Here is an 11,861-nt window from a genome sequence, read left to right as displayed (position 1 = left end):
CCGTGAGGAACGGCGCCGGGGCCTCCTCCACGAGCTTCTGGTTGCGGCGCTGCAGGGAGCAGTCGCGGGTGCCGAGCACGGCCACGTGGCCGTGCTCGTCGGCGAGGACCTGGGCCTCCACGTGGCGGGGGCGGTCCAGGAAGCGCTCCACGAAGCACTCGCCGCGGCCGAACGCGGCGACGGCCTCGCGGACGGTCGCCTCGAACGCGTCCTCGACGTCGCCGAGCTCGCGCACCACGCGGATGCCGCGGCCGCCGCCGCCGAAGGCCGCCTTGATGGCGATCGGCAGGCCGTGCTCCTCGGCGAACGCGCGCGCGGCGGCGGCGTCCGGCACGGGGCCGTCCGAACCCGGCACGAGCGGGGCGCCCGCCTGCTGGGCGAGGGAGCGGGCGGTGATCTTGTCGCCGAGGGCGCGGATGGCGTCCGGCGACGGGCCGATCCAGGTCATCCCGGCGTCGATCACGGCCTGCGCGAAGTCGGCGTTCTCGGAGAGGAAGCCGTAGCCCGGGTGCACGGCGTCGGCGCCGGCGCGGCGGGCGACGTCGAGGACCGCGTCGATCTTCAGGTAGGTGTCCGCCGAGGACGCGCCCGGCAGGTGGAAGGCCTCGTCCGCGACGGCCACGTGCAGGGCGTCGGCGTCCGGATCCGAGTAGACGGCGATCGAGGCGATGCCGTGGTCGCGGGCGGCGCGGGCCACGCGCACGGCGATCTCGCCGCGGTTGGCGATGAGCACCCGCGTGACGGGGCGGGCGGCGGGGGTGGTGGTCATGCGGGGGTCTCCTCGGAGGGCGATGCGGAGTCGACGACGGTCTCGGCGCCGGGGCGGGGATGGGGGACGAAGCGGACGCGGGCGCCCGGCGGCAGCTGGGCCGCCAGGCTGAGGTCCGCGCGGGCCACGACGCCGATCACCGGGTAGCCGCCGGTGACCGGATGGTCGGAGAGGAACAGGACGGGCTCACCCGAGGGCGGCACCTGCAGCGCGCCGCGCACGGCGCCCTCGGACTTCAGCTCGCCCTCCCGCACGCGCTCGAGCGGCGCGCCGTCGTCGGGGGCCGTGAGGCGCACCCCGATCCGGTCGGTCTGCTGGCTCACGTCCCAGTCCTGCGTGAACAGGCGCTCCAGGCCCGCCTCGCCGAACCAGTCGTCGCGGGGGCCGGGGACCACGCGCAGCACGGCCACCTGGCCGGGCGCGGGCATGGGGCGCAGCGAGGTCTCCGGGTCCCCCACCGTCGCGACGCCGGCCTCCGCCGAGGCGGGGGCGCCGGCGGCGGTCGGGCTCGCGGCGGAGGCGCCGGCGGCGCCCCTCGCATCCGGGCCGACGCGGCGGGCGAGGCGGTCCCCCGCCGTCAGCGGGGCGGGGCCGAGCCCGGACAGGGTGTCGGTCGAGCGGCTGCCGAGCACGGGCGGCACGTCGATCCCGCCCCGGAGGCCCACGTACACGCGCAGGCCGCCGACCGGCTCGTCCACCGTCAGCGTCTGGCCGTCCAGCACGACGAACGGCGTGCGGGCGGGCACCCGGCGCGTGGCGCCGTCGGCCGCGGTGATCGTCCCGCCGGCCTCGGCGCCGGCCAGGGCCATCACCTGGTGGCCGTGCGCGGTGAGGGTGAGGCCGCCCAGGGCGGTCTCCAGCACCGCCTCGCGTGAGCGGTTGCCCACGAGCCGGTTCGCCTGGCGCGCCGCGTCCCGATCGGCCGCGCCGGACACGACGACGCCGAGGTCGCCCAGGCCCGGGCGGCCCAGGTCCTGGACCAGGGTCAGGAGCCCCGGGTCCACGACGGTGACGCCGCGGCGGCCGGCCACGGACGGGAGGCCGGCCGCGGCGTCGGCGGGCGGGGTGGCGTCGACCGCCGCGTCCGTGCCGGAGGTGACGGACGCCGTCGGGCGCACGGGGACGTAGCGGACACGGTCGCCGGGCTGCAGCAGGGCGGGCTGCTCGCGGCCGAGGTCCCACAGGGCCGCGGTGGTGTGCCCCAGCAGCTGCCAGCCGCCGGGCGAGGTGCGCGGGTAGACGGCAGAGAAGGCCCCGGCGACGGCGACGGCGCCCGCGGGGACGGCCGTGCGGGGCGAGCTGCGGCGGGGCGCCTCGAACGGGGCCGCCTCGGAGGCGCAGTACATGAACCCCGGCGCGAAGCCGCCGAACGCGGCGAACCAGTCGGCCTCGCTATGGGCCCGGATGACGCCGTCGACGCCGAGCCCGGTGAGCCGGCCGACCTCGGCGAGGTCCTCACCGTCGTAGACCACGGGGATCTCGACGACGCGGCCCCCCGTCAGCTCACCGGCGTCGGGGGTGAGAGTGCTGACCCGCGGTGCGGCGTGCTCGGCGGCGGCCTGCGAGGTGAAGGTCACCAGGACGGTCGCGGCGGCGGCCATGACCTGGCGCTGGCCGCGCTCCGGGTGGGCCGTGAGGTGGGCGTGGACGGCCATGACGTCCTCGAGCGAGGCGCACTCGACGAGGAAGCCCTGGGTGCCGACCCAGCGGATCGGGCGGGCCGGCGGCTCGGCGGCGGGGTGATGTGGGGCGCTCATGCGAAGGCCTTGATGGCCACGCCCGCGCCCTCGAGCGCGCGGCGCACGGCCGCGGCCATGGCCACGGCGCCGGGTGTGTCGCCGTGCAGGCAGATGCTCTCGGCGTCGACGCGCACGTCCGTGCCGTCCACCGCCGCGACGACGCCCTCGGTGGCCAGGCGCACCATGCGGGTGGCGACGTCGTCCTCGTCGTGGAGGACCGCACCGGGCTCGCGGCGGGAGACGAGCGTGCCGTCCGGGTTGTAGCCGCGGTCCGCGAAGGCCTCGGCGACGCCGCGCAGCCCCGCAGCGGCCGCCTTGTCCAGGGCGACGGAGCCGGGCAGGAGCAGCAGCGGGAGGTCGGAGCCGAACGCCTTGACGCCGTCGACGACGGCCTGGGCGTGCGCCTCGTGACGGACGATCGTGTTGTAGAGGGCGCCGTGCGGCTTCACGTAGCGGACCCGGCCGCCGGCCGCGCGGGCGAGCGCGTCGAGGGCGCCGATCTGGTAGAGGACGTCATCGGCCAGCTCGGTGGGCGTGCAGTCCAGGAAGCGGCGGCCGAATCCGGCGAGGTCGCGGTAGCCCACGTGCGCGCCGATCGTGACGCCGGCGGCGACCGCGTCACGGCAGGTCTGGGCGATCCCCGAGGGATCGCCCGCGTGGAAGCCGCACGCGACGTTGGCGGAGGAGACGGAGGGCATGATGGCGGCGTCGTCCCCCATCGTCCACGAGCCGAAGGACTCGCCGACGTCGGAGTTCAGGTCGATCTGCGGCGCGTGAGACACAGTGCAGTCCTCTCGGATCGGGCCCGGCTGAGGTGCCGGTCACACAATCTTGAGGCATGAGGGGGGATTGTTCAACAATCCTCGGCGCGTCCTGCTGGCGCTCACCCGCACCGCATGCCAACGCGGGTTGAGTTGTCGCGGGTGTCCCAGCCCGGGACCCGCGACAACTCAACCCGCGTTGCGGACCGGGCCGAGCGACTTCACCGCAGCGGCGTGTGCTCCGGGTCCACGCGCTCGCCCTCGCGCACGGGCCCGGGTGCGGTGCCGCCGCCCCACGGGTCCCCGCCGAACGCCTCACGCCCGTGCTCGCTCAGCCAGCTCGCCAGCTCCGGGCCCGCGGGCACGATGCCCGTCGGGTTGATGTCCTCGTGGACCACGTAGTAGTGCTCCTTGATCTGCGCGAAGTCGATCGTGTCGCCGAAGCCCGGGGTCTGGAACAGGTCGCGCGCGTAGCCCCACAGCGCCGGCATCTCGGTCAGCCTGTTCCGGTTGCACTTGAAGTGCCCGTGGTACACGGGGTCGAACCGCACCAGCGTGGTGAACAGCCGCACGTCGGCCTCGGTGATCCGCTCCCCCATCAGGAAGCGGCGCGTCGAGAGGCGCTCCTCGAGCCAGTCCATCGCGGTCCACAGCCGCTCGTACGCGGCGTCGTACGCCTCCTGGGACCCCGCGAAGCCGCACCGGTACACGCCGTTGTTCACCTCGGTGAACACGCGCTCGATCACCTCGAACATCTCGTCCCGCTCCGGCCCGGCGTCGGGGACCAGCTGCGGGGCGCCGTCGCGGTGGAACGCGGTCCACTCCGTCGAGAGGTCGAGGGTGATCTGCGGGTAGTCGTTGGTCACGACGCCGCCCGTCGGCACGTCCACGATCGCCGGCACCGTGATGCCCCGCGGGTAGTCGGGGAACCGCGTGAAGTAGTTCTCCTGGATCCGCTCGGTGCCGAGCACGGGGTCCTTCCCGCCCTCGTCGAGGTCGAAGGTCCAGGAGCGCTCGTCGTGGGTCGGCCCCGGGGTGCCCAGCGAGATCGCGTCCTCCAGGCCGAGCAGGCGACGCACGATGATCGTCCGGTTCGCCCACGGGCACGCCCGCGCCGCCACGAGCCGGTAGCGGCCCGCCTCGACGGGCCACGCCTCGGCCCCCTCGGTGAGCCCGCCGCCCACGCGACCGACCGTGGACGGCTCGGCCACGGGCAGGGCCCGCACGGCCTCCGGGTCCGCCACGATCCGGTCCGCGATGTAGTTCGTGTCCCGCGTGAACTCCGCCCCGGACTGCACGTAGTTGCCCGTGAGTCCCTCGCGCGTGTCGATGGTGCCGCGGTCCGCGGCCTGGCCGGTCTGCTGATCCTCCATACACTCGAGCGTATGACCACGACCTCCGGAACGCCCGGCCTCACGCCCGCCCCGCTGGTGCGCTGCGTGACCGCCCAGAACCCCTCCCCGATGACCCTCGCGGGCACCAACACGTACGTGGTCGCCGCACCGGACTCGGATGCGGCCGTCGTGGTGGACCCGGGCCCGGAGGACGACGTCGCCGCCCACCTCGAGCGCGTCCGCGCGGCGGCCGAGGGGCGCCGGATCGCGCTCATCCTGGTGACGCACCGGCACGCCGACCACACCGGCGGGGTGGACGCGTTCCACGCGGCCACGGGCGCCCCCGTGCGCGCCGCGGACCCGGACTGGTGCCGTGGCGGGGCCGCCGTCCTGACGCCGGACGAGCGGATCGACGTCGCCGGCACCCCGGTGCTGGCGTGGCACACCCCGGGCCACACCTCGGACTCCTACTCGTTCGCCGTCCCGGACGCGGGCGCGCACGGCGCGGTCATCACGGGCGACACCATCCTCGGCTCGGGCACCACCATGCTCGACCACCCGGACGGCACCCTCACCGACTACCTGGCCAGCCTGCGCCGCCTCGAGGCGGCGGGTCCGCTCACGGTGCTGCCCGCACACGGGCCCGTGCCGGAGCCGCTGGACGTCGTCGCCCGCGACTACCGGCACCACCGCGAGGGCCGCCTGGAGCAGATCCGCGCCGCCCTGGGCGCGCTGCCCGAGACCGAGGCGGCGACGATCACGCCCGAGGACCTGGCCCCGCGCATCTACCCCGGCCTCACCGGCACCGTGGCCCGCGTGGCCGTCCAGACGGTGGCCGCGCACCTGCGCCACCTGCGCGAGGACTGAGCCCCTCCGCCGCGGGCCCGGCCCGCACTACGCTGACCTCAGACCCGTCCCTCGACCCCGCGGAGGCACCCCATGACCATCCTCGTCGGCTACGCCCCCTCGAAGGCCGCGGACGCCGCTCTGGACACCGCCCTGGACATCGCCCGCTCCACCGGCGAGCGCGTGGTGGTGGTCAATGCGGGCCCCGGCGGCGAGCACCGCACCAAGTCCCTCGTCACGGAGGAGCAGCAGCGCGGCGTGCAGGCCCGGTTGGACGCCTCCGGCGTGACGGCCGAGTTCCGCCAGTACGCACGCGGCCGGTCCACGGTGGAGGAGATGAAGGACGTGGCCGCGGAGCTGGACCCGTCCATCGTGGTCATCGGCGTGCGCCGCCGCGGCGGCTTCGGCCGGTTCGTCATGGGATCGGTCTCGGACGAGCTGCTGCAGGAGATCGATCAGCCCGTGCTGTGCGTGAAGGAGTACCGGCAGTACGGGGACCACACGCCCGAGGCCGTGAGCCACGTCGCCGAGACGGACCCGGCCACCCACGGCCTGCCCGCGTCCGAGCCGATGGCCGAGCGGCGTCGGCTCACGCCCGTCGATCCCGGGGACCCGACGCTCGAGCGCTGAGCGCTCCCGCCGGGCCTCAGTCCTCGTCGTCCTGACGGCGGCGCGTGACGGCGTCGTCGAGGAGGCCGTCCGTGTGGGAGCCGGCGCCGCTGCGCCGCCCGGCCTCGTCCGCCGCCGCCTGCTTGGCCTGCTGCGCGCGCCGCTCGGCGAACGCCTCCTCGCCCGGGCCGGCGAGTTCGCGGTTGCGCTGCACCGCCGTCATCGAGCCGGTGTACAGGCCGGAGTGGTCGCCCACGCGGGTCAGCGGTGTGGTGAGGGTGTCCGGGCGCGGATCGGCGCCGTCGACGCGCGGCAGCGGCGCGGTGCGCGGGCGCGGCTCGCGGGCCGCCACCCCGGAGCCGTTCGGGCCCGGCTCGCCCGTCCGGTCGCCACCGCGAGCCCCTGCATCGGATCCCTCGGAGGCGGGCGCCGCGTCGTCGTGGGCGGGGTGCCGGTCCACCATGCGCTGCACCACGATGCCCTCGGGGTGCTCGTGGCGCAGGAAGGCCACGAGGTCCTCGCGCACGAGGCAGCGCAGGTCCCAGAGGTCGCCGGAGTTGCGGGCGGAGACCACGGCGCGGATGCGCACGACGCCGCCGGTCGCATCGGTCACCTGCAGCGCGTGCTCGCGTCCGTCCCACAGGTCCGTGGACTCGAGCAGCTGGGTGAGTCGTGCGCGCAGCGCGTCCATGGGCACGCGCCAGTCCACGTCCAGCTCCACGACGCCGGAGACCTCGGCGCCCACCCGCGTCCAGTTCTCGAACGGCCGGGTGGTGAAGTGCGAGGACGGGTAGACCATGCGGCGGCCGTCCCAGAGCTTGAGCACCACGTTGGACAGGGTGATCTCCTCGACGGTGCCGAACACGCCCTCCATGTCCACCACGTCGCCCACCCGGATCGCGTCCGTGAAGGCGAGCTGGAAGCCGGCGAACACGTTGGTCAGCGTGGACTGCACGGCCAGGCCGGCGATCACCGAGATCACACCGGCGGAGGCGAGCAGGCCGGCCCCGAGCGAGCGCACCTCGGGCACCCCCAGCAGGACCACGGCGACGGCCACCACCACGATCACCGCGTTGAGGATGCGCCGGATCAGGATGGTCTGCGTGCGGATGCGTCGCTCGCGGCAGTGCTCGACGCCGGTCTCCTGGTAGCGGCCGAGGATCCCCGCCTCGATCACACCGACCAGGCGCCACGCGGCCCACGCGCCCGCCGCGGCCACGGCGATGAGCATCAGGAACGACGCCGGCCGGTACCAGGCCTGCTCCTCGGCCATGACCCCGAGCCAGATCCGGGAGGCCAGCAGGCCGGCGGCGACGGCGGCCGGCAGGCTCAGCCGTGCGGCGCCGTGCTGGAACGCGGGGCGGCGCACGAGCACGACGCGTGCCACCTGCAGGGCCAGGTACACGACCGCCGCGCCGATCGCGAACGCCATCAGCACGGTCAGCAGCGTCCCCCATTCCACGCCGAAGGCCCGGGTGGTGGCGGCCGCCCCGTCCTGGATGTCCCCCTCCACCCCGGACGGCACGGTCTCGCCCGCCAGGAGGCGGTCCAGGGCGGTCAGCAGGGGCGGGGTCGCGAGGGCGGGCAGCGCGGGGAAGACCATGACGACAGTCTGACACCCGCCCCCGGACGCACCCCGGAGAAGAGCACAATGGAGCCTGACCGTCCGCGCGGTCCGGGCCCGGCCGTCGTCGCGCCCCGTCCCGCCGGCCCGCCGCCCCCCTGGAGGAATCCGTGCTCTCCGTCACCGACCTGCGCCCGCTCGACACCGCCACCGCGGACCTGTCCCGCATCATCCCGCGGGCGAACGTGGACGTGTCCTCCGTGGTGCCGGTGGTCGCCCCGATCATCGAGCAGGTCCGCCACGGCGGCGAGCAGACCCTGCTGGAGCTGGCTGAGCGGTTCGACGGCGTCCGCCCGCCGGCCCTGCGCGTGCCCGCGGAGGCGCTCGAGGCCGCCCTGGCCGGGCTCGACCCGCGGGTGCGCGCCGCCCTGGAGGAGTCGATCCGCCGGGCCCGGCTCGTGCACGACGCCCAGCACCCCCAGGACTCCACGGTCGAGCTCGGCGAGGGCGCCGTCGTGGAGAACCACTGGATCCCCGTGGGCCGCGTGGGCCTGTACGTGCCCGGCGGCCGCGCCGTGTACCCCTCCTCGGTGGTGATGAACGTGGTGCCCGCGCAGGCCGCCGGCGTGGGGAGCCTCGCGGTGACCTCACCCCCGCAGCGGGACCACGGCGGCCTGCCCCACCCCACCGTGCTCGCCGCGTGTGCGCTGCTGGGCGTGGACGAGGTCTACGCGGCCGGCGGCGCCCAGGCCGTGGCCATGCTGGCGCACGGCGTCCAGGACGACGACGGCGGGTGGCTCTGCGCGCCCGTCGACCTGGTGACGGGGCCCGGCAACGTGTACGTGGCCGCCGCCAAGCGCGCGCTCCAGGGCGTGATCGGCGTGGACGCCGAGGCCGGGCCGAGCGAGATCGCCGTGATCGCGGACGGCACCGCCCGCGCCGACTGGGTGGCCGCGGACCTGATCAGCCAGTCCGAGCACGACCCGCTGGCCGCCTCCGTGCTCATCACCGATTCCGAGGACCTGCTCCGAGACGTGCAGGCGGCGATCGAGGCGCAGGTGCCCGGGGCGTTCCACGAGGATCAGATCCGCGAGGCCCTCACCGGCCCCCAGTCCGGCGTGCTGCTGGTGCGGGACATGGACCAGGCCGTGGAGGTCTCCGACCGCTACGCCACCGAGCACCTCGAGATCCAGACGCGCGACCCCGAGGCCCTCGTGGGGCGCATCCGCAACGCCGGCGCCGTGTTCGTGGGCCCGCACGCCCCCGTGCCGCTGGGCGACTACTCGGCCGGGTCCAACCACGTGCTCCCCACCTCGGGGACGGCCCGGCACTCCTCCGGTCTGAACACGGTGACGTTCCTGCGCCTGCAGCAGCGCATCCGCTACACGGAGACCGGGCTCAAGGAGGTCGCGGACGGGATCGGCGTGCTGGCCGAGGACGAGCGCCTGCCCGCGCACGGCGCCGCGATCCGCGCCCGCTTCGCGTGAGGGGGCGGGCGTGAGCGGCGTCCGCATCGACGCGTGGCTGTGGGCCGTGCGGCTGTACAAGACCCGGTCGGCGGCCACGGCGGCCGTACGCGCAGGCCACGTGCGCATCGACGGCGAGCCCGTGAAGGCGGCGACGCCCGTCGTCGTCGGGAACCGGGTGCGGGTGCGCCAGGACGGACGCGAGCGGATCCTCGAGGTCACGGGGCTGATCGCCAAGCGGGTGGGTGCCCCCGTGGCCCGGCAGCAGTATGTGGACCACTCCCCGCCGCCCGTGCCGCGTGAGCTGCTCGCGGTCCGTACCGCGAGCGCGGCGCGGGCCGGCCCACCAAGCGTGACCGCCGGCAGCTGGACGCGCTGCGCGGCCGCGACCGACGCTGAGCGACTCAGTCCTCCCCGCGCCGTCATCCGCCGTCGTGATGGCGGCCTCATGCGGAGGGTGCGGTCAGCACCATCCAGAACGGCTTGTCGTTGTCCACCGTGGCGGTGAACGTCATCGGCCCCGCCTCATCCACGGGGGGAGTCGCCGCCGACCAGCCGCCGCACAGCGCCTCCGACCCGGCCATCCAGGTCTTCGTTCCCCCGCCACCCCGTGAGGTCAGGATCTCCGTCTCACCGGTGGCATCCGAAGGACACAGCACGATGACCCGAAGGACCGCACCCTGTTGGGCGTCCACGGTGATCTGCTGTGTGCCCGTCCCGACCGCCTCCTCCAGGACGGACTCCTTCTCCGGGTCGAGATAGCCCGCATCCGGATGCCGGCGCGTGTACTCGACCAACGTCATCCCGTCCTCCTCGAACAGCGCGGCGGGGAGTGCTTCTTCACCGGCGGGTGACGACGCGGACGAACCGGTGGCGGAGGCCGACCGGGTTGCCGAGGGGGCCGCTGACGTCACGGTGACGGAGGACGCCGCAGCGGTGGATGCCTTCGCGGTGGAGGAGACGCTGCCCGGGGAAGCGGAGCATCCCGAGATGGCGATACCGAGGAGAGCCGCGACGACCACGGCGGCCGACAATGCCGCACGCTTCTTCTCGATGTCCATCCGCATGATCCGATCCCTCTCAGAGAACCGATTGCGGGGCCGCGGGCTGCGGTCTCGAGCCCCCCTCTCGAGTGGCTTGATCCTGGCTGGCGATGCACGGTGTGTCAAGCATCACATCGGGCAGCTCGGATGACGCCGCGCGACCGCCGCGCTTTGACCACCCCACGGACCCCTCCGTAGGCTGATCCCCAGAATCACGAGTTCCCGTCATTCACGGCCCTGGCCGGCGGGACGGCAACCCTCTCACGCAGTAGTGGGGTGCTCCAGGTGATGATTCGGCCCCTCGGACACCCCGACGGGCAAGTACCGCGCCTCCGCGGATCCGGGCGATCCGCGTTCCCGCCGTCTGCGGAGCCGCGCCAGTCATCGGAAGAGGACGCGCGCCATGACCCTGACCCACGAACCCCACACCGCCGCGTGGGACACCGACCTGTCCCTCGGCAACCTCCGCTCCGGCCTCTCGGCATTCCCCACCGGGGTCGTCGCGCTGGCGGGCCTCGCCGACGACGTCCCCGAGGTGATGGTCTCCTCCTCCTTCGGCGTGGGCATCTCCTGGGAGCCGGCCCTCGTGTCCTTCTCCGCGCAGAACAGCTCCCGCACCTGGCCGCGCCTGCGCCGGGCCGGGTCGATCGGCGTCTCCCTGCTCGCAGCGGACCAGACGCCGCTGTGCCGTCAGCTGGCCGCCCGCGAGGGCGACCGCTTCGCCGGTCTCGACGTGCACCGCAGCCCGCACGACGCCCTGCTGATCGGGGGCTCCTCGCTCTGGCTCGAGACGCGGGTGCACGCCGAGGTCCCGGCGGGCGACCACACGGTGGTGCTGCTGGAGGTGACGGCCTTGGCGGATCACACGGACGCCGCTCCCCCGGCCGCCCTGCACCGCAATCTCTTCCACGGCCTGCGCGCGCTCTGAGCGAACTCCAGGTGAACAATCGGGCCCCTGGTTCCCGGTCGGCGAGATCCGTGCAATGATGGAGCCTGAAGTTGATCAAGCTGTATCCCGCCATCTTCACTGCTCGTCAGCCCGGCATCGCCGGCGTCGATGAGTGTTGGGCAAGCGGTTCAGTCTCGCCGCTTCACCCGCGTCCCACCTCCGGGCCGCGGTCCAACACCGCCACCGCACCGCGGGGGCACATCGAAAGGACACCATCATGGCTGTCGGTACTGTCAAGTGGTTCAACGCTGAGAAGGGCTACGGCTTCATCGCCCCCGAGGACAACTCCGCGGACGTGTTCGTGCACTTCTCCGCCATCCAGGGCGGGGGCTTCAAGGAGCTCCAGGAGAACGACCGCGTCGAGTTCGAGACCCAGGACGGCCCCAAGGGCCTCCAGGCCGCCAACGTGACGAAGCTCTGATCTTCGCCTGACGCACGGCTTCCGACGCCCCCGGTCCGCACGGACCGGGGGCGTCGTCGTGTGCGCTTCCGTGCGTCCCGCACGCCCGCGCACTCCGCCGTACGCCCGTTCGACCGCGGCGCTGCGACATCACCGCAGGGCTGCACTGCGGTGATGTCGCTGAGGCGCGGTCCTCCGGGGTGGGCCTCGTCCTGGCCCTGCGCGTCAGGCCGCGCCCCGCCGGCCCACGTGGCGACGCAGCAGCAGCACCACGCCCAGGGCCAGCAGATACCCGAGCGCGACGACCGCGAAGCCGGCCCGGTAGTTGTAAGAGGTCATGACGTTGTTGACTCGGGCCGGTGCCAACGAGGCCGGCGGGGC

At 74.4% G+C, this 11,861-nt stretch carries 11 protein-coding genes, 1 pseudogene and 1 riboswitch; of the genes and pseudogenes, 6 read left to right on the top strand and 6 right to left on the bottom strand.

Features of this window, described 5'->3' with window-relative positions; translation table 11 throughout:
* The 4 genes from NR072_RS09630 to NR072_RS09615 all read right to left on the bottom strand — a co-directional run.
* Positions 1-769, bottom strand: a 769-nt coding sequence (locus tag NR072_RS09630; RefSeq protein WP_306231123.1) for a biotin carboxylase N-terminal domain-containing protein, incomplete at its 3' end; no start/stop codon positions are given.
* Complete coding sequence (locus NR072_RS09625) at positions 766-2,526, bottom strand: carboxyltransferase domain-containing protein (RefSeq protein WP_101967506.1); 1,761 nt, start codon at positions 2,524-2,526, stop codon at positions 766-768. The genes NR072_RS09625 and NR072_RS09630, both read right to left, overlap by 4 nt.
* A complete protein-coding gene (locus tag NR072_RS09620) occupies positions 2,523-3,290 on the bottom strand; it encodes a LamB/YcsF family protein (protein WP_101967505.1) in 768 nt (255 codons plus the stop codon). Before NR072_RS09620 ends, NR072_RS09625 begins: the two co-directional genes overlap by 4 nt.
* A 200-nt stretch (positions 3,291-3,490) precedes the next feature.
* Positions 3,491-4,642 carry a glutathione S-transferase family protein gene (locus NR072_RS09615; protein WP_256837036.1) on the bottom strand — a complete coding sequence of 384 codons (1,152 nt, stop codon included), beginning with the start codon at positions 4,640-4,642 and terminating at the stop codon, positions 3,491-3,493.
* A gap of 12 nt (positions 4,643-4,654) precedes the next feature.
* On the opposite strand from NR072_RS09615, the gene NR072_RS09610 reads away from it, so the two are divergent.
* Both NR072_RS09610 and NR072_RS09605 read left to right on the top strand, forming a co-directional pair.
* Complete coding sequence (locus tag NR072_RS09610) at positions 4,655-5,470, top strand: MBL fold metallo-hydrolase (protein WP_145950678.1); 816 nt, start codon at positions 4,655-4,657, stop codon at positions 5,468-5,470.
* Positions 5,471-5,542: 72 nt separating this feature from the next.
* Positions 5,543-6,079, top strand: coding sequence for a universal stress protein (locus tag NR072_RS09605; RefSeq protein WP_256837035.1), 537 nt, complete (start codon positions 5,543-5,545; stop codon positions 6,077-6,079).
* Between the two features lie 16 nt (positions 6,080-6,095).
* On the opposite strand, the gene NR072_RS09600 is transcribed toward NR072_RS09605, so the two are convergent.
* A complete protein-coding gene (locus NR072_RS09600; RefSeq protein WP_256837033.1) occupies positions 6,096-7,661 on the bottom strand; it encodes a mechanosensitive ion channel family protein in 1,566 nt (521 codons plus the stop codon).
* Positions 7,662-7,792: 131 nt separating this feature from the next.
* Between NR072_RS09600 and hisD the strand changes: the two genes are divergently transcribed.
* Complete coding sequence (gene hisD, locus NR072_RS09595; protein WP_135040549.1) at positions 7,793-9,109, top strand: histidinol dehydrogenase; 1,317 nt, start codon at positions 7,793-7,795, stop codon at positions 9,107-9,109.
* A gap of 10 nt (positions 9,110-9,119) precedes the next feature.
* Positions 9,120-9,487 (top strand): annotated as a pseudogene (locus NR072_RS09590) (RNA-binding S4 domain-containing protein).
* Positions 9,488-9,534: 47 nt separating this feature from the next.
* Here the strand turns inward: NR072_RS09590 and NR072_RS09585 are convergent.
* Entirely contained in the window at positions 9,535-10,149 is a 615-nt protein-coding gene (locus NR072_RS09585) for a hypothetical protein (RefSeq protein WP_225941377.1), read from the bottom strand.
* Positions 10,150-10,341: 192 nt separating this feature from the next.
* Positions 10,342-10,461: riboswitch (SAM riboswitch) on the top strand.
* A 73-nt stretch (positions 10,462-10,534) separates the two neighbouring features.
* On the opposite strand from NR072_RS09585, the gene NR072_RS09580 reads away from it, so the two are divergent.
* Together NR072_RS09580 and NR072_RS09575 are read left to right on the top strand one after the other, a co-directional pair.
* Positions 10,535-11,059 carry a flavin reductase family protein gene (locus NR072_RS09580; RefSeq protein ID WP_061867666.1) on the top strand — a complete coding sequence of 175 codons (525 nt, stop codon included), beginning with the start codon at positions 10,535-10,537 and terminating at the stop codon, positions 11,057-11,059.
* Between the two features lie 238 nt (positions 11,060-11,297).
* A complete protein-coding gene (locus NR072_RS09575) occupies positions 11,298-11,501 on the top strand; it encodes a cold-shock protein (RefSeq protein WP_020628179.1) in 204 nt (67 codons plus the stop codon).
* Positions 11,502-11,861: the final 360 nt, after the last annotated feature.

The sequence above is a fragment of the Micrococcus sp. Mcc89 genome (assembly GCF_024519795.1).
GTDB lineage: Bacteria > Actinomycetota > Actinomycetes > Actinomycetales > Micrococcaceae > Micrococcus > Micrococcus luteus.
This window is presented reverse-complemented; position numbering and strand designations above follow the sequence as displayed.

Bases quoted from the DNA above. Each gene is read 5' to 3' on its own strand.
- NR072_RS09625 (WP_101967506.1), bottom strand. From the start codon at position 2,526: ATGAGCGCCCCACATCACCCCGCCGCCGAGCCGCCGGCCCGCCCGATC.
- NR072_RS09605 (WP_256837035.1), top strand. From the start codon at position 5,543: ATGACCATCCTCGTCGGCTACGCCCCCTCGAAGGCCGCGGACGCCGCT.
- NR072_RS09615 (WP_256837036.1), bottom strand. From the start codon at position 4,642: ATGGAGGATCAGCAGACCGGCCAGGCCGCGGACCGCGGCACCATCGAC.
- NR072_RS09610 (WP_145950678.1), top strand. From the start codon at position 4,655: ATGACCACGACCTCCGGAACGCCCGGCCTCACGCCCGCCCCGCTGGTG.
- NR072_RS09575 (WP_020628179.1), top strand. From the start codon at position 11,298: ATGGCTGTCGGTACTGTCAAGTGGTTCAACGCTGAGAAGGGCTACGGC.
- NR072_RS09585 (WP_225941377.1), bottom strand. From the start codon at position 10,149: ATGGACATCGAGAAGAAGCGTGCGGCATTGTCGGCCGCCGTGGTCGTC.
- NR072_RS09600 (WP_256837033.1), bottom strand. From the start codon at position 7,661: ATGGTCTTCCCCGCGCTGCCCGCCCTCGCGACCCCGCCCCTGCTGACC.
- NR072_RS09580 (WP_061867666.1), top strand. From the start codon at position 10,535: ATGACCCTGACCCACGAACCCCACACCGCCGCGTGGGACACCGACCTG.